The organism is Apibacter sp. HY039 (genome assembly GCF_004023655.1).
GTDB lineage: Bacteria > Bacteroidota > Bacteroidia > Flavobacteriales > Weeksellaceae > Apibacter > Apibacter raozihei.
Genome location: NZ_SAYM01000002.1, coordinates 317,094 through 334,178 on the forward strand (window position 1 = coordinate 317,094; position 17,085 = coordinate 334,178).

A 17,085-nucleotide genomic window follows, 5' to 3' on the forward strand; every position below is an offset into this window, starting at 1 on the left:
AAACCTGTTTTTTATTTAGTTTAAAACTTTTATGTTTTATTTGGCAGTAGCTCTAAGCATCCATGCCATAGTTTCATGCTGTTCCATTACTCCTGTTAAGAAATCGCTGGTTCCTAAATCCTTATATTTCTCAGCAATAGGAATAAGTTCTGCACGTATGATACGAATTATAGTTTCGTGATCGTCACACAATTCTAAAAGCATCGTTTTAGCATCTGCTACCTCTTCTCCATCATGCTCAACTAAATCTGCCACCGCGCTGAATTGTTTGAAAGATCCTAATGCATAGTGCCCAAGCTTTCTAATTCTTTCCGCAACTTCATCAATTATTTCTGCCAACTCATTGTACTGCTCTTCAAACAAAGTATGTAATGATCTAAAATGCGAACCTTCTACATTCCAATGAAATTTTCTAGTTTTTGTATATAGAAAATATTCATTTGCCAATAGTCTGTTTAGATCGTCAGATACTGCTTGTTTGTTTTCTTCACTTATTCCAATGTTTGCTTCTATGTTTTTAACTTTTGATGCCATATGATTATTTTTTAACTGTTTTAAACGATTACTATTTGTAAAATTACAGGATTATATATAGCAATTTTCGAACCAAAAACCACTATTTATAATAAATTTATTGTAACCTTTTCAAACGATATAGCAATTGCTGTACAGCTTCCTGATAGTCGTCAAATATTGATTGTGCATAATCGTCAGGGAATAAATCTCTTCCGTCCTGTAAAAGCATGTAGAAGTTTTCACAATGTTTTACAATATCTTTAGGATTGGGCGTTTCTTTTATTGTAATATCGATAGTGCCATACTGAGCGTATGCAGTTTCCACCAAGCGGTCTATGGTATCCAATACAGTATCTATGGCTTCATCTAATGCCATGTGAGTCGCATAACTACCTTTACCGGTAACATGCCAGTGATAAAGTTTTAATGAACTGTTGTAGGAAAAGATTTCACCAAAAAATTTACCCAATTTTTTGTTTTTTGTAGCGTCATCATAGGTGCCTTTAACTTCATTTTTCTCTTGAATCATAACATTTATTTTTTAGGTTATATTGTATAATTTGCAAATACCATACCTAAAGCAGAGAATAAAGTGACAAATAAATAGAATGGTCGCTTATTTAAAATGTATATAAATACTCCGCAATAAATTAATTACGGAGTACTTTAATTGTATTTTGATAAGTATTATCTCATTTTTTTATAGGCGTTGATAAGCCCGTTAGTTGAAGAGTCGTGAGATGAAATTTTTTCATCTGTTAGTAACTCCGGAAGCACGTTATTGGCTAATTGCTTTCCTAATTCAACTCCCCACTGATCAAAACTGAATATATTCCAGATAACTCCCTGAACAAATATTTTTTGTTCATATAAAGCTATCAGCTCGCCCAACAATTTGGGTGTTAAAACTTTATATAAAAATGAATTGGTTGGTCTGTTTCCTTCAAAAACTTTATACGGTTTTAAAAAATTAATCTCTTGTTCAGACTTTCCTTGTTGTTTTAATTCTTCAACTACCTGTTCTTCAGTTTTACCGAAAGCCAAGGCTTCTGTTTGGGCAAAAAAGTTGGAAAGTAGCTTCTCGTGCTGATCCGAAACTTTGTTTAATGTTTGTGCTCCTGCTAAGAAATCGCAAGGAATAAGCTTAGTTCCCTGATGTATTAGCTGGTAGAAAGCATGCTGTCCGTTGGTACCCGGCTCACCCCAGATTACCGGTCCTGTCTGGTAATTTACTTTTTTTCCGTCTCTGTCCACATATTTTCCGTTAGACTCCATGTCTCCCTGTTGAAAGTATGCTGAAAAACGATGCAGATATTGCTCATAAGGTAAAAGAGCTACTGTTTCTGCATTAAAAAAATTATTGTACCAAATTCCCAGTAAAGCTAGTATTACCGGTATATTTTGGTCAAATTCAGCATTTCTGAAGTGTAGATCTGATTCGTTTGCTCCTTCCAGTAACTGTACGAAGTTGTCAAAACCTACGGCAAGGCATATACTTAGTCCGATAGCTGACCAAAGGGAATAACGGCCTCCTACCCAATCCCAGAATTCAAACATATTTTCTTTGTCTATTCCGAAACCTGTAACTGCTTTTTCATTGGTAGATAATGCTACAAAATGTTTTGCTACCTCCGATTCATTTTTTGCTGATTTCAAAAACCATTCTCTTGCCGTATGTGCATTGGTCATGGTTTCCTGAGTGGTAAAGGTTTTGGAAGCTACAATGAAGAGAGTCGTTTCCGGATTCAGGTTTTTAAGCGTTTCTGCTATATGTGTTCCGTCTACATTGGATACAAAATGCATGGAAAGCCTTGTTTTATAATGCTTCAATGCTTCAACCACCATTAACGGTCCTAAATCTGAACCTCCTATTCCAATGTTTACCACGTCTGTTATTTCTTTTCCGGTAAATCCTTTCCACTGGCCGCTGATGACAGCTTCCGAAAAACTTTCCATTTGAGAAAGAACTTGATTTATCTCTGGCATTACATCTTTACCGTCAACCAGTACCGGTGTGTTTTTTCTGTTTCTTAACGCAGTGTGTAATACCGCTCTATTTTCAGTGCCATTGATTTTATCACCGCTAAACTGTTTTTCTATAGCATCTTTAAGGTTGGTTTCTTCAGCCAGCTGTAAAAGCAACTCTAACGTTTTATCGTCAATTCTGTTTTTAGAATAATCAAAAAGTATATCGTTAAATTGTATTGAATACTTATCGAACCTGTTTGAATCTTCTTTAAACCAATCTCTAAGATGTTTATTTTTTATTTGATTGTAATGTTCTTCTAATAAATTCCAAGCTTGTGTCTGGGTCGGATTAATTTTTGATAATGCCATTTTGGATTTAATTTTTTTATCGTACTAACAAATTTAGGTATTTAATCATTGTTGACAAACAATTTTAGCCGAGTGTTTTTAAATATATGAAAACTTACGGCAATCTTTTGTTACAAGTTTTGAATAATGCGGTTTTTATTCAATTTTCATGAGATTTTTAAACTCGTTTTCGTTCCCGTTAAACACATTTAAATCTACATAGGTGGATATTCCTTTCTGATGTCCGCGGTTGGCATACTGCCAAAAAATCCAGTTTCGGGAATCTTTGATTTTAGGCTCTGAATATATATCCCTGAACCATAGCCGGTAACTCTGTGAGTCTCCCATGATATAGTCTTCATAAAACTCCTGGGTTACATACCATATGGGTTTCTTATGATAGCGCTCTTCTAATTTTTTTTCAAATACTCTCAATTCTTTACGTAACTGACTTCTGGATATCCTTAGCTTACAGTTTCCTCCGTATTCCAAATCTATGACAGGTGGCAGCGCATTAGAATCATATGGTACAACCTTAATAAAATTTTCGGCCTGCACTTCGCCTGATTTACAAAATGTAAAAAAGTGGTAAGCTCCCCGGTTTATATTTCTGTTTTTTGCTTCTTTCCAATTTTCCTGAAATTTTTTATCGATAAAGTCTCCTCCTTCGGTAGCTTTTATGTAAACAAAATTAATTTCCTTGTTGTGCAGTTTTGACCAATCAATGGTTCCCTGATATGCAGACAGGTCTATTCCCCGAATAGGATATTGTTTTTTTGACGGGTAGTTACATCGTATATAACCGGTATAAAATCCGGCTGTCAGCAATAGTCCTGTCAGTCCCAGCCCTACGACTACACCCCATACTTTTTTATGGTTAATTAGTGATTTTTTGGTTTCCATGTTTTTAAAAAACAAAAAGACCTCTGAAAAATCAGAGGTCTTTTTTATATTTAATTTTACTATTTTAGAAAGTAAACTTTTTTATTACACCTACGCTTATAGATTTACCGAAAGTAAAATCTATGCTTTGGCTTTTGTAATTATCAGCATAGTCTCTAGCTGTATTTGTTTTTGTGTCATTCCATTCAACACCTCCAAAAGCAACATTTAAACCAAAGTTATTTTTAAAGTTGATAAATAAAGACGGAACAAAGTTGATATAGTATCCTGATCCTCTCACTCTTTGAGTATCGTCAGAGTAGTTTAACCCTGTGGAATAATCTCTAAGAGTTCTGTCAGATCTGTACTGCTGGTAACCAGCACCTAAATCAGCGAATATACCGAATGTATCTGTGAATGAATGATTGTAACGGATAAAACCTCCAATTTTAGTTTCGTACGTTTTATCTTTAATTTTAACTAGAGTACCTCCCATATCAGTTTTTGCTGAATTTTCAGAAAAACTCATAGTACTTCTTGCTCCAATGTACCAGTTATCAGCAATACCATAAGCTATGTTTGGTGAGAATGATACCTGATTTGTTTTCGCATTGTTGAAACCGTCCACTCTTTGATAGCTTAAATCTGTCCCCAGAAAGATAGATCCTTGCTGAGCCTGAACAGACATTACGCTAAAAAAAGCAAAGGCTGCTATTATTAATTTTTTCATTTTAATCTTTTTTAATTAATTTTTAGATAACTTTTAAACGATTAACTCCAGAATTTAATTTATAAAATTATAGAGAAAAGTTTTTAGAGATACCAATGTTAAAGGCATTACCGAAAGTAACATTTACTGTACTTTGTTTTGCATTTGTACCTTTAGCTTTTAAATGGCTGTACTCAACTCCTCCGATGCTGAAGTTTAAACCAAAGTTATTTTTAAAATTAATGAATAATGCAGGATTGAACCCAATGTAGTAACCGTCTGCTTTGTTTTCGATGTTACTTGTCGTTGCGTTGTATCCTTTAGTTTTAGCTTCTTGCCATCCACCACCTAGTTCTCCGTAAACAGCAAATGTTTCACTTAATGGTTGTGTGTAACGTACAAAACCTCCGATTCTGGTTGTTTTTGTGTTTCCATCTTCCCATCCTAATTGCTCTAAAGAACTTGCATTCAAATCAGCTTTAGTGAAAGCAACTTTAGCAGCTATTGTCCATCTGTCAGCAAACTGATAACCTAAGTATGGAGACCAATCGTAAGAATCTAATTTTTCTTTTGCACCTCCAAATTTGTTTTCAGTATGGCTGTAACCAACATTACCTCCTAATAAGATACTGTTTTTTTGTGCGTTCATAGTTGATAATCCAAAAACTACTGCTGCAAACAATACTAACTTTTTCATAATTTTCTTTTTTATAAAATAATTTAATTCAAAAAATTTATTTAACCTTTATTCTAATGTAAAATTCTCTACATGTTTAGAATTTTTTATTTTAAATTATGTTAACGATACGTAAATATCGTGCCAAAAATTAACATTTCATTAAAAACTTATACTCAACTTATCTTCTTCCCTGTAAAGAACTTTTGAAGATTTTATCTTATATTTTCATATACAGATATTTAGGTTATAAAAATTTCTTCTTTAGCTCTATTCGGGGCAAATATAGTTATTTTTTTTTTCTAAATTACAATTTTAGGTACTATCCGTATAAATAAATGATAATTTATTATAAAAGCATTTTACCTTACGTAATTTATTTATTGTTTCCTAATTTTAAGATCAATTTATATCTTTTCCAGATAGTGTGCTAAAAACATACCAACTTTATATTTCTGTGGCAATAAATAAACTCCTAAAAGAAAAAAGTTACCCTTATTGGTTTTTATTTATTTAGTATCAACTATTTACGCAGGTTTAGCTCCTAAAATTTATTTTTACTGAAACGCTAGTATTTCAGACATTGTCTTGGAATACAGCGGTATTTACTGCTGCTAAAAGGTAGACCTTTGCATATCTAATGGTATTTACTGCCATATTGCAGGCAGATATATTGTGACTGGTCATGACAATTGATCATAAACCAAACAGGTTTTACGTTTTCAGAATATTTATACACTTTTGACAAGTTTAATTAACAGAAAAAATTTATTTATATTCTTTTTTTCGAAAAAAAGAACTCCTGCATACTGACATAAGTAGTTTAAACGGGTAAACAGAATTTAGATTTTTTATTCCTTTATACCTTAATTTTATTTTTATGAGCGGTTATTAGGGTATAGCTCCCGGCATGTACGGTTAGTACTGCATCTTTACTATATACATACCAGTTCTTCCCTCTCCTTTCTATCCGGTCTGCCTGTTGTATTTGCTTCTTACACCAGCTTACTACCTCATTGGTTTTCAGGGAAAGGTTTTTCTTTATCCGCAGTACTCCTAATTCTGTGGTATGAATTTTATCAATATTAGATAACAAGCTTTTCATTTTCTTTTTAACTGTTTAATATACTCTATATTATTTATAAATATATTACGACTTTCAATATTTCCAATAGTTATAAACCTTATTATAGCCGTTTAGTTCGTTAAGAACAGCAACTCTATCCAAAATGGAAAACTGCTATTTATGATTCTTTTCATCCCAAATGGCATGAACTTCACGGTCATCAAAAATGCGGATGGATATTTTAGTATTGTCGGTCATCATAAATTTCTTTCAACAGCTCGCCATATCAAGAGATACAAATGTATATAAAAAGTGTCACACATATATTATAGGTAATAAACTCTTAAAGACAAAACTCACAGTAAAATAAATATATTACCTTGATTTACAGTCCCAATATATTAGGAACATTCCTAAAACTAATCACATTCATATGTCAAATTATTTATATATTTATGATATAACAATTTATAAAATTCTCACCTAATTTTAAACCTAAAATGTAGAGTTGGAATTTTATTTATAAGGATTTAAATGCATTAATAATTGGTTGTAAAAAACTAATCCCAATTACAGTATCCTGTGACATACTCCACAATTTGGAAACAACATATTCAACATTATTCACTTTATCTTTGTCAAAATAACATGCCTTATTATCACCACATATATCTATCTGATAACAAGCTAGTTTGTCTTTTTCTTTATACTTTTCTCTATACGGAGAAGCAAACTTTATGATTTTATTATAATTTTTAATATTATAACTAATCATTTCTGTCGCATAGAATACTTTTTTTATTTTATCTATCTTTACCCTCTCAGCAATTTCATTTATCTTTCTATATGTAACAGTCTTTATAGATGAAAGATAAGACATGAACTCAAAAGTATCATCTTCATAAATTATAAGAAATGTCGGCATAAGTGTGCCTTTTTGATCAAGTGCCATTATATGCATTATTACGAATGCTTCAAATTCATTTATTTTATCATTGTTATCACTAAACATTCTGGTTAGATTAGACAGAGGAGTTCGATGTTTTTTAAAAAAATTCTCAGGGTAAAAAACAAAACCTTTACTGGCTTTTTCAAATTGATCTTCTTGATTATAGTAAACATAATCATCTACAAATAAAACTTCTTTAGGGATTTTGAAGAAATGAAATTGTTTTATTTTATCTTGCAATTGATTACATAAAGAACATTCTTCTCCAATATCTTTTCTCATTGCGTTCATAAACTCTATCATATTATGAACTCCAATAATGACATCTTCTAAAAACTCTTCATCAAAATCTTTTTCATAAAAAGAAAACTCTACTGAAAAAAATATTTCTATGGAATTAAGTCCATGAAATAATAATCTAACTGATTCTATAGTGTCTGTAATAGATATTTCATTTCCTATATCAAATACCTCTTCTGATAAAACAATTGAATTATTAGGAATATATAATATTATTTTAATTTTTTTCTGCAAATCAAATGGATGTTCTTTTAGAACTTCATTTCTCTTTTCTATAAACCATTTACTAGCTTCTCCTGTAAAATATTTATCTCTATTCTTAATGTAGATTTGTTCAAAAGATGTGCCTTTTAAAGATTTCTGTAGCATAAAGGTTATATTCCTATATTCAGAAAAAAAAATATCTAAATAAGATATATTATCAAACAGGTTGTTTCCCTTATTAAAATGCTCCAAACTCCTTAGTGCACTATATAACTTATGCATAGCTGGATAAAGCAAACTGCTTCTATTGTAATCATCCATAGTAATATTAATCTATATTCACTAATTTTCAATTTTCATCTTTTGAGTCTTCTAATATTTTTAAGAGAACATCAAATAGTACTTTAAAATTTTCTAATGAGATTTTTTTAAATTCTCCTGTTTTATTTGCGATATTCTCAGCAAATGCCATTTTAGTTAAAGCTACATTAACTCCAAACTCATTGAGAACTCTATCATTACCATCAATTATTTTAGGATAAGATGACCGTATGGTTTTTCTATTAGCAAAATTTACATTTTCTTCTTTATGGAAACATGTATTAGGATCAAATTCAGTACTTAAATATAATCGCCTCTCTTTATTTCCTTTTGTTTTTATTTCATCATCAGTATAATAATGCTCAATACATATCTCTTCAAAATCTCGATGAGGAGGTATAGGAAGCATTACAGAATATACCTTATCCCCCCAATGTTTATAAAAATTAGGATATTGACATATATTTTTTCTATTATAACGTCTATCATCACCATCAAATAGAAAAATATCAACTCTATCGCTTTTTTTCGTTATAGACCAATTCTTACAAATATCATATAAAGTGCTATTGCTTATTTCTTTCCCCTCATATGGATGAAATCCTATATTTAAGTCTATAAAATCCCCTTTACTCTTTAGATATTTTAGAGCTGTTTCAATATGTATAGCATCAGTTTTTCCTTCACAAAAAACAATAGCAGTATTTGATTCTATAATATCTTTAGGTACTGGAAGTTTTATTTCTGGATTTAATTCTTTAATTCTCCTAAAAAGATTTCGGTATACACTATTATTTTTTCCTTTAATATATCCAATATAACCTATTTTACCTGATATTTCTTTTAAAAAAGAAAAAATATAATTTTCTACTTTTTTATTTTTATAATTATACTTCTCAAAATGTTCTATTGCTGCATTTTCAAGACCATATTTTTCCCATGCATGAAGCATAGCTCTTACATGACGAACAAATTTTCTATTGATATTTATTCGATTATTGACTATCAACCCTGTAACTTCTTGTCTATTATTTTTTAATGCAAATCTGATCTTCTGTCTATTAATAACGAATCCATTAGACTCAATAATACTAATGAGCTCATTAGATAGAAACAACTCATTATCTCTAATAACACCAATCTCTTTTGGTAATTCTTTTAGGTTAGTAGAAAATGTTAAATCATCGGCATACCTTGTATAATCTACCTTACATTTTTGTGAAAGATCTAAAATCTGATTATCAAGTCGACGACAAATATAATTTGATAAGATTGGAGAGGATGGTGCACCTTGAGGTAAACAACCATTATAACAACATACTTGGGCAAGTATGGTAGCTACTTTATCGTTAAAATTAAATGGATAACTCTTAAATAGTCCTCTTATTCTACCAAAATTAATTGAAGTAAAAAAATCTTTTAAATCTATATTTATAAGAATTCTTTTTTTAACATGAATTTGAGCATTTGTCTTGATACTTTTATCTTTAACATATCCATGAGCACAATATTTAGGACTATGTAAATTATTTAATATAATAGACAGTTTTTTCTGAATATTCTTAATTCCTGAAATCGGAGCACAAATTTGGCGTTTACTCTTGTTTCTTTTTGATATTTCGAATATCTCATATTTCTTTTCGTCTGGTAGTTTATATATATTATATATTAAATTTTTGTATGGAATATCTAAAACTGAAGCTAGCTGTCTATCAGTTTCCACTTCTAAAAATGAATTTAATATATCTTTATCAAAATCTTCTTCCATGATGTAAAAACAAGTATCCGCTGAATTATTCATCTTATAGTGCTACGGCCATAAAACCGAAAATATTGGAAAGCGTTGGTGGAACAGTGTCCTAACCTTTTCATAATCGTCGCAGGAACACAACGAAAAAGTCAATAATTCAACGAATACTTTTAAATAAATTTATATTCTAAACTTGTCTATTAGTCAGTTATACAAATCAGAACTCTACCCTCTCCCTTTCAAAACCTCTTCCAGAAGTCTCACTTTTTCCTTTTCGGTTTCGAGGAGTTTTTCGTATAGTTCTACGATTTTATCAACGGTATTAAAGGTAGGTTGATTAAATATTGAACCAGAATTATCATGTAAAGTACTTGAAATAATATTTATAGCAGCTCCCTGTTCTAATTCAGTAATGGCTTCTACAGGAATATCCAAGGCTTTGGCGATTTTCTCCAAAATGTCTTGTTCCAGCTTCTCTTTCTTTTCGTAGGTAGATAAAGTAGCTTGTGATACGCCAATTTCTTCTGCCAGTACGTCCTGGTTAATGTTTCTCCATTCTCTCCATCGTCTTACATTGGCTCCGTGGTTATTCTTTTTTGCTGTAGTTGCTTCCATTTATTCTAATTATAAAGTTTACTTACTCACAAAAATAGGAAAATTAATTCATCCACTATTTAATTTCTTTAGCTTATTTTTTTATTACTAGTGTTACTAATATTATTATTAATATTTTCAATATACTATTGGTTGCTCTGATAGGTTTTACCATCAACCGGCAGTTACTTTGTCTCAAAAAAGCGTAAAAATGAAAACCGAAAATTATCCTCATATTGAAAGGCTTCAAAAATTAGAGAGAACATTACTAGAATATATTGAGGAATATTCTCCTTTTTATGAAGACATGGTTAATTACGACTATGTGCACTATAATCTAGTGTCTTTATTGGAAGTGTCCCAAAAATGCCTGTTTCTGGAAGAGGATATACTGAGGGATGATATGAAAATCCATATCTATAATTTACTGGAAATTGCCAAAGCTATGCTGGATAAGGATGAGCATGATTTTTTAAATCAGTTGGCCACGTATGCAAGAGCTTACGGTGAAGTAAAGGACTATATAAAGAAAAATTCTTGATATAAATCTGTTTCTGGCTCTACCTGAAATAAGGTAATATAATTCTTTTTTTCTGCATTCTTATAGTACCGAACTAAAAATATTTACAAGAAAAAACCGCAGTAAATATATGCTTTACTGCGGTTTGTTTATTTTTGATTATCGTTTGTAATCTTTTCTTATTTTATTTCTTCAAAGTCAACATCTTCTACATTATCTCCCCCTTGTTGTCCTGCACCTGCCTGATCTGCGCCTTGTTGTGCTCCGGCAGCTGCCTCAGGGTTTTGACCTGCTTTGTATAAATCTTCAGATGCGGCTGTCCATGCCGTATTAATTTTTTCCATTGCTACGTCTATGGCAGCAATATCTTTACTTTCATGGGCTTTTTTCAATTCTGCCAAGGCATCTTCAATCGGTTGTTTTTTGTCTGCCGGTAATTTGTCTCCAAATTCTTTTATTTGTTTTTCTGTTTGGAAAATCATTCCATCAGCAGCATTCAGCTTATCAACCTCTTCTTTACGTTTTTTATCCGCTTCAGCATTTGCTTCTGCTTCTTTTTTCATTTTTTCGATTTCCGCTTCGCTTAAACCGGAAGAAGCCTGTATTTTAATGGATTGCTCTTTACCTGTACCTTTGTCTTTAGCCGATACACTTAAAATACCGTTAGCATCTATATCAAAAGTAACTTCGATTTGAGGAACTCCTCTAGGTGCCGGTGGAATGTCTACTAAATCAAATTTACCGATTTCTTTGTTATCGTTAAACATAGGTCTTTCTCCTTGTCCTACTCTAATGGTTACAGCGGGCTGATTGTCTGCTGCGGTAGAGAAAGTTTCTGATTTTTTGGTAGGGATGGTCGTATTGGCATCAATTAGTTTAGTGAAAACTCCTCCGTAGGTTTCAATACCTAAAGATAACGGAGTTACGTCTAATAATAATACATCTTTTACATCTCCGGTTAATACCCCTCCCTGAATAGCGGCTCCTACGGCAACCACCTCATCCGGATTCACTCCTTTGGATGGTTTTTTTCCGAAGAATTTTTCTACTTCTTCCTGTATAATAGGAATACGGGTAGAACCTCCTACTAATAAAACCTCGTCTATATCTGAAGTTTTTAATCCTGCATCTTCCAATGCTTTTTTACAAGGCTCCATAGATCTTTTAACCAGGTCTGCTGCTAATTGTTCAAATTTTGCACGAGTCAAAGTTTGAACCAGGTGTTTAGGCCCTGAAGCTGTTGCAGTGATGTAAGGTAAATTAATTTCTGTTTGTGCAGAGGATGATAATTCTACTTTCGCTTTTTCTGCTGCTTCTTTTAATCGTTGTAAAGCAATAGGGTCTGCTTTTAAATCTACTCCTTCTGCTGATTTGAATTCACCTGCCAACCAGTTGATGATAACATCGTCAAAGTCATCTCCTCCTAAGTGTGTATCTCCGTTGGTTGATAATACTTCAAAAACTCCGTCTCCTAAATCCAAAATAGAAATATCAAAAGTACCTCCTCCTAAATCGTAAACCGCTACTTTCTGATCTTTGTGTGCTTTATCTAACCCATAGGCCAATGCTGCGGCTGTAGGCTCATTTATAATTCTTTCTACTTTTAACCCTGCAATTTCACCTGCTTCTTTAGTTGCTTGTCTTTGTGCATCGTTAAAGTACGCAGGTACGGTAATTACCGCTCTGTCTACAGTTTCTCCTAAGAAATCTTCTGCCGTTTTTTTCATTTTCTGAAGAATCATGGCTGAAATTTCCTGTGGTGTATATAATCTTCCGTTGATATCTACTCTGGGTGTGTCTGAGTCACCTTTTACTACTTTATAAGGAACTCTGGATACTTCACTGGCATCAGATGAATATTTAGTTCCCATAAATCTTTTTATAGAATAAACAGTGTTGTGAGGGTTAGTCACCGCTTGTCTTTTTGCAGGGTCTCCTACTTTAATTTCTCCATCTTCCATAAAAGCCACTACTGAAGGAGTGGTTCTTTTTCCTTCTGCATTAGTTATAACAGTAGGGTCGCTTCCTTCCATAACTGCCACACATGAGTTGGTAGTTCCTAAGTCTATTCCAATAATTTTGCTCATATTTATGTTTTTTCTTTTGTTACTAAATTAATGATATTAAAATTTCACTGTAACTATTTTCAATGATTATGCCATGAAGCAATTTAGAATTATTTGTCAGCCACCTACGTTAAATATATGACATAATGACAAAAAAAATCCTGTTTTTCTTATATAAATAAGTCTTTATTTTCTGCTCTTCCTCTGAATATAAGAATGACCAAGCCTTTAGCTGTCTTTTTATACTCATGCTAAATTTTCAACTATAGCACAGGTCTGCAAGGATTAAGATATATTAGCAAGTTTTTAATAATATAATATTTCAAGATAATTTACAAATAAAAATTATTATATTTGATTAAATTAAAACAAATAATTATCATGAAGAACTATTTTAACCTTTTCTTTATAGCATGCGTGCTATTTTTATCGTCGTGTAGCGACGAATCCATTAATCCGGTATCCTCAACCGATATTCAATCAAATGCCAAAGAACATCTATGTTTAGATGCTATTGTACCGGAAGATCTTTTAGAAAATCCCAAATTAACTACTCACGGTGCTTTATTGAAGTCAAAAAAATGGGAAAACGGACAAACTATTACTATCAAATTTTTAAACGGTAATGCTTTTTTACAAAACAAAGTAAAACAATTTGCCAATCAATGGATGCAATATGCCAACCTTAAATTTGTATATGTAAATGCGAATCAGAGTGCTGATATAAGAATTAACTTTGATAACAGCGGGGGATCCTGGTCTTATTTAGGCACAGATTCAAAACGAATTGACCAAAGCAAGCCTTCTATGAATTTTGGCTGGTTTAACAACTCTACGCCGGACACTGAATTTTCAAGAACCGTAATTCATGAATTCGGACATGCTTTAGGACTTATACACGAGCATCAGAATCCGGCAGCCAATATCCAGTGGAACAAGGCCAAAGTTTATTCTTATTATGGGGGTGCTCCTAATTACTGGACCACTGCACAGGTAGATAATAATATTATAAACAAATACAGCAGCACGGTAACCAATTATTCATCTTTTGACAGTCAATCGATTATGCTGTATTCTTTTCCTGCTTCATTAACTTTAAACGGATGGTCCAGCGGATGGAATACCGCTTTATCTGCAACTGATAAAAACTTTATTTCTCAGGAATATCCTAAGTCTAAACCAAGTGCTGAACTTAGAAATTTATATCGATATAATATTAATGCTCAGCATTTCTATACTTCTAATTTTGCAGAATTAGGCAACAGGTATTATGAAGGTGTATTAGGTAAGGTCTATTCTCAGCAGGTAAGTAATACTCTGCCTATTTACAGATATTTTAATAGTATTAACGGAGATCGTTTGTCTACGTTAAACTGGAATGAGCTGAAAGGCGGTGGCCAGGGCGGCTGGAGATACGAAGGAATTACCGGATATGCTTATCAAAGCGCACAGCCCAATACAATTCCTGTTTACAGATATTATAAAGGAGGTAACAGACCAGACCATTTTTACACTATAAACAGCTCGGAAGTTGCCGGTGGTAAATACGGCTATCAAGCTGAAGGTATTGCTTTTTACGTGGTAAGATAAGAAAAAAAAGAGAGGTAAAAATTACCTCTCTTTCTTTTTTATTACATAATCGGATTAATATTCGTTGGTTGAGTGCAGTTTTACGGAGGGATATTTATCCGTAGTCATAGTAATGCTAAAGGCTGAATCTGCCAGGAATACTAACTGGCCAAATTTATCGCGCGCCAGAAATTTTTGCTTTACTCGTTTGAATTCTAAAAATTCTTCCGATTTTTCATCATCACATTCCACCCAGCAGGCTTTATGTATATGAACGGGTTCGTAACTACATTTGGCTGAATACTCATGTTCCAATCTATATTGTATTACTTCATACTGAAGGGCTCCTACAGTACCTATAATTTTACGATTGTTTATTTCCATTGTAAAGAGCTGAGCAACTCCTTCATCCATCAGCTGATCTATTCCTTTGGCCAGCTGCTTGGTTTTCATTGGATCATCGTTATTAATATACCGGAAATGTTCGGGAGAGAATGAAGGGATTCCTTTAAAGTTTAATTTTTCACCTTCTGTAAGGGTGTCTCCAATCCTGAAATTTCCTGTATCGTGCAACCCGACAATATCGCCGGGAAAACTTTCTTCCACCACTTCTTTTTTATCTGCAAAAAAAGCTGCCGGACTGCTAAACTTCATTGTTTTATTCTGACGAACATGAAGATAGTTCGTATTTCTTTTAAATGTTCCCGATACTATCTTGACAAACGCAAGACGGTCTCTATGTTTAGGGTCCATGTTAGCATGAATTTTAAAAACAAAACCTGTAAATCCTTCTTCTTCAGGTTTAACTAACCGAACATCACTCATTTTAGGTAACGGATTAGGGGCTATCTCCACAAAGGCATCCAAAAGTTCCTGAACACCAAAATTATTTAAAGCAGAACCGAAAAATACCGGCTGTAATGCTCCTTTCAAATATTCTTCTTTAGAAAAAGACGGATATACAGATGCTATCAGCTCCTGATCATTTCTCAAATTTTCCGCAGCTTTTTCTCCTACCCATTCGTTAAGTGAGGGATCATTTATATCCTCAATTTCAATGGTGTCTCCTATTTTTTGCTTTCTTTCTTCTGTGAAAAATTTTAATTTTTTTTCCCACATGTTATAGATTCCCTGAAAATCTAATCCCATACCTATGGGCCAGGACAAAGGGGTAACTTTCAGTTTTAATTTCTGCTCAACTTCGTCCAGCAAATCAAAAGCGTCTTTTCCTTCCCTGTCTAATTTGTTAATGAAAACAAGCATAGGTATGTTTCTCATTCTACAAACCTCGACCAGCTTTTCTGTTTGTTCTTCAACTCCTTTAGCCACATCTATAACCACAATAACCGAATCTACGGCGGTTAAGGTTCTATAGGTATCTTCTGCAAAATCTTTGTGTCCGGGAGTATCCAGAATATTTATCTTCTTTCCTTTATATTCAAAAGCCAATACCGAAGTAGCTACAGAAATACCTCTTTGCCTTTCAATTTCCATAAAATCCGAAGTGGCTCCTTTTTTTACCTTATTGCTTTTTACAGCTCCTGCTTCCTGAATAGCGCCTCCAAAAAGCAACAATTTTTCAGTAAGTGTGGTTTTACCTGCATCGGGGTGAGAAATAATTCCAAAGGTTTTACGCCTGTGTATTTCTTTTTCTAAAGTAGTACTCATTATTAAAATTTGAATAAATGTCTGCAAATATAAAATAATTATAAGTTTGCTTCTCTATATGCTCCACAATAATTGCTATGAGCAACATAGTAAACTATGAAAACAGAATGGTTTTATTCTTATAAACCAAAACCCTCCGGTTAATATGACTTTCTATAGCCCGGGATAAAACTATTTTTTCCAAATCTCTTCCTTTTCGAACTAAATCCTGAACACTATCCCGGTGTGTTATTCTGGTTATATCCTGTTCTATAATCGGCCCTGCATCCAGCTCTGCGGTAACGTAGTGACTTGTAGCTCCTATAAGCTTTACTCCTCGCTCATATGCAGCATGATAAGGCCGTGCTCCTACGAAAGCGGGTAAAAACGAATGATGTATATTTATAATTTTATCGGGATAATTTATAATGAATTGATCAGACAATATTTGCATGTAGCGGGCCAGTACTATGAAATCAATATGATTTTCTTCCAGCAAATGCTTTTGCTCTGCTTCTATTTCTTCTTTATTTGTACTGTTAATTTTTAAAACATAATATTTAATTCCGAATTTTTCTGCCACCCATCGTAAATCTTCATGATTACTTATTATCAACGGTATTTCTACCTTCCACTCCCCTGCCGTGTATCTTGCCAGTATATCAAACAGGCAGTGAGACATCTTAGATACAAAAACTGCCATTTTAGGTTTATAATCATTAAAATACAAGCTAAAAGTAAGATTGTATTTTTTTGCATATAAGGTTTCAAAATAATCTTCTATCTTGTCTCTGGGAATAACAAAATTTGAAAGATCCCACTCTATACGCATAAAAAACTGATTTTCCTGCTTGTCTACATGTTGTTCCAGATTGATGATATTCCCCCCATTAACATTAATAAAATCTGTAACAGCAGCAACCAATCCGGGCTGATCCGGGCAGTATATTAGAATAATAGCTTGTGAATTTTTCATATTTATATATGTATATTAATTTGA

General features: G+C 32.7%; 15 protein-coding genes. 2 read left to right on the plus strand and 13 right to left on the minus strand.

The window, feature by feature from the left end; all coding sequences use genetic code 11:
* Positions 1 to 36: 36 nt before the first annotated feature.
* The 10 genes from EQ921_RS05420 to EQ921_RS05465 all read right to left on the minus strand — a co-directional run bounded on the left by EQ921_RS05420 (position 37) and on the right by EQ921_RS05465 (position 10,304).
* On the minus strand, positions 37 to 534 hold the full coding sequence (locus EQ921_RS05420) for a Dps family protein (protein ID WP_221410473.1): 498 nt from the start codon (positions 532 to 534) through the stop codon (positions 37 to 39).
* A 97-nt stretch (positions 535 to 631) separates the two neighbouring features.
* The gene (locus EQ921_RS05425) at positions 632 to 1,045 is read right to left on the minus strand and encodes a DUF5856 family protein (RefSeq protein WP_221410474.1); all 414 of its coding nucleotides are present in this window, start codon (positions 1,043 to 1,045) and stop codon (positions 632 to 634) included.
* A 158-nt stretch (positions 1,046 to 1,203) separates the two neighbouring features.
* Positions 1,204 to 2,853 carry a glucose-6-phosphate isomerase gene (gene pgi, locus EQ921_RS05430; protein ID WP_128330886.1) on the minus strand — a complete coding sequence of 550 codons (1,650 nt, stop codon included), beginning with the start codon at positions 2,851 to 2,853 and terminating at the stop codon, positions 1,204 to 1,206.
* Positions 2,854 to 2,988: 135 nt separating this feature from the next.
* A complete protein-coding gene (locus EQ921_RS05435; RefSeq protein ID WP_128330887.1) occupies positions 2,989 to 3,735 on the minus strand; it encodes a GH25 family lysozyme in 747 nt (248 codons plus the stop codon).
* 64 nt (positions 3,736 to 3,799) lie between these two features.
* Positions 3,800 to 4,444, minus strand: a complete 645-nt coding sequence (locus EQ921_RS05440; protein ID WP_128330888.1) for a hypothetical protein — start codon at positions 4,442 to 4,444, stop codon at positions 3,800 to 3,802.
* A 67-nt stretch (positions 4,445 to 4,511) separates the two neighbouring features.
* The gene (locus EQ921_RS05445) at positions 4,512 to 5,120 is read right to left on the minus strand and encodes an outer membrane beta-barrel protein (RefSeq protein ID WP_128330889.1); all 609 of its coding nucleotides are present in this window, start codon (positions 5,118 to 5,120) and stop codon (positions 4,512 to 4,514) included.
* Between the two features lie 838 nt (positions 5,121 to 5,958).
* Complete coding sequence (locus EQ921_RS05450; RefSeq protein WP_128330890.1) at positions 5,959 to 6,204, minus strand: DUF3781 domain-containing protein; 246 nt, start codon at positions 6,202 to 6,204, stop codon at positions 5,959 to 5,961.
* 481 nt (positions 6,205 to 6,685) lie between these two features.
* A complete protein-coding gene (locus EQ921_RS05455; RefSeq protein WP_164875588.1) occupies positions 6,686 to 7,939 on the minus strand; it encodes a hypothetical protein in 1,254 nt (417 codons plus the stop codon).
* Between the two features lie 28 nt (positions 7,940 to 7,967).
* Positions 7,968 to 9,707 (minus strand): reverse transcriptase domain-containing protein, encoded by a 1,740-nt coding sequence (locus tag EQ921_RS05460; RefSeq protein ID WP_164875589.1) that lies wholly within the window; start codon positions 9,705 to 9,707, stop codon positions 7,968 to 7,970.
* A gap of 207 nt (positions 9,708 to 9,914) precedes the next feature.
* Positions 9,915 to 10,304 carry a helix-turn-helix transcriptional regulator gene (locus EQ921_RS05465; RefSeq protein WP_128153180.1) on the minus strand — a complete coding sequence of 130 codons (390 nt, stop codon included), beginning with the start codon at positions 10,302 to 10,304 and terminating at the stop codon, positions 9,915 to 9,917.
* A gap of 190 nt (positions 10,305 to 10,494) precedes the next feature.
* Between EQ921_RS05465 and EQ921_RS05470 the strand changes: the two genes are divergently transcribed.
* Entirely contained in the window at positions 10,495 to 10,824 is a 330-nt protein-coding gene (locus EQ921_RS05470) for a hypothetical protein (RefSeq protein ID WP_128330893.1), read from the plus strand.
* A 158-nt stretch (positions 10,825 to 10,982) separates the two neighbouring features.
* Here EQ921_RS05470 and dnaK read toward each other — a convergent pair whose 3' ends face one another.
* Positions 10,983 to 12,890, minus strand: coding sequence for a molecular chaperone DnaK (dnaK, locus tag EQ921_RS05475; RefSeq protein WP_128330894.1), 1,908 nt, complete (start codon positions 12,888 to 12,890; stop codon positions 10,983 to 10,985).
* A 360-nt stretch (positions 12,891 to 13,250) separates the two neighbouring features.
* Between dnaK and EQ921_RS05480 the strand changes: the two genes are divergently transcribed.
* Positions 13,251 to 14,459: a M12 family metallopeptidase gene (locus tag EQ921_RS05480; RefSeq protein ID WP_128330895.1), complete on the plus strand. Its 1,209-nt coding sequence runs from the start codon at positions 13,251 to 13,253 to the stop codon at positions 14,457 to 14,459.
* Between the two features lie 54 nt (positions 14,460 to 14,513).
* Here the strand turns inward: EQ921_RS05480 and EQ921_RS05485 are convergent, their stop codons facing one another.
* Complete coding sequence (locus EQ921_RS05485; protein WP_128153184.1) at positions 14,514 to 16,106, minus strand: peptide chain release factor 3; 1,593 nt, start codon at positions 16,104 to 16,106, stop codon at positions 14,514 to 14,516.
* Positions 16,107 to 16,200: 94 nt separating this feature from the next.
* The gene (gene purU, locus EQ921_RS05490; RefSeq protein WP_128330896.1) at positions 16,201 to 17,061 is read right to left on the minus strand and encodes a formyltetrahydrofolate deformylase; all 861 of its coding nucleotides are present in this window, start codon (positions 17,059 to 17,061) and stop codon (positions 16,201 to 16,203) included.
* Positions 17,062 to 17,085: the final 24 nt, after the last annotated feature.

Bases quoted from the DNA above. Each gene is read 5' to 3' on its own strand.
- EQ921_RS05420 (WP_221410473.1), bottom strand. From the start codon at position 534: ATGGCATCAAAAGTTAAAAACATAGAAGCAAACATTGGAATAAGTGAA.
- EQ921_RS05425 (WP_221410474.1), bottom strand. From the start codon at position 1,045: ATGATTCAAGAGAAAAATGAAGTTAAAGGCACCTATGATGACGCTACA.
- pgi (WP_128330886.1), bottom strand. From the start codon at position 2,853: ATGGCATTATCAAAAATTAATCCGACCCAGACACAAGCTTGGAATTTA.
- EQ921_RS05435 (WP_128330887.1), bottom strand. From the start codon at position 3,735: ATGGAAACCAAAAAATCACTAATTAACCATAAAAAAGTATGGGGTGTA.
- EQ921_RS05440 (WP_128330888.1), bottom strand. From the start codon at position 4,444: ATGAAAAAATTAATAATAGCAGCCTTTGCTTTTTTTAGCGTAATGTCT.
- EQ921_RS05445 (WP_128330889.1), bottom strand. From the start codon at position 5,120: ATGAAAAAGTTAGTATTGTTTGCAGCAGTAGTTTTTGGATTATCAACT.
- EQ921_RS05450 (WP_128330890.1), bottom strand. From the start codon at position 6,204: ATGAAAAGCTTGTTATCTAATATTGATAAAATTCATACCACAGAATTA.
- EQ921_RS05455 (WP_164875588.1), bottom strand. From the start codon at position 7,939: ATGGATGATTACAATAGAAGCAGTTTGCTTTATCCAGCTATGCATAAG.
- EQ921_RS05460 (WP_164875589.1), bottom strand. From the start codon at position 9,707: ATGGAAGAAGATTTTGATAAAGATATATTAAATTCATTTTTAGAAGTG.
- EQ921_RS05465 (WP_128153180.1), bottom strand. From the start codon at position 10,304: ATGGAAGCAACTACAGCAAAAAAGAATAACCACGGAGCCAATGTAAGA.
- EQ921_RS05470 (WP_128330893.1), top strand. From the start codon at position 10,495: ATGAAAACCGAAAATTATCCTCATATTGAAAGGCTTCAAAAATTAGAG.
- dnaK (WP_128330894.1), bottom strand. From the start codon at position 12,890: ATGAGCAAAATTATTGGAATAGACTTAGGAACTACCAACTCATGTGTG.
- EQ921_RS05480 (WP_128330895.1), top strand. From the start codon at position 13,251: ATGAAGAACTATTTTAACCTTTTCTTTATAGCATGCGTGCTATTTTTA.
- EQ921_RS05485 (WP_128153184.1), bottom strand. From the start codon at position 16,106: ATGAGTACTACTTTAGAAAAAGAAATACACAGGCGTAAAACCTTTGGA.
- purU (WP_128330896.1), bottom strand. From the start codon at position 17,061: ATGAAAAATTCACAAGCTATTATTCTAATATACTGCCCGGATCAGCCC.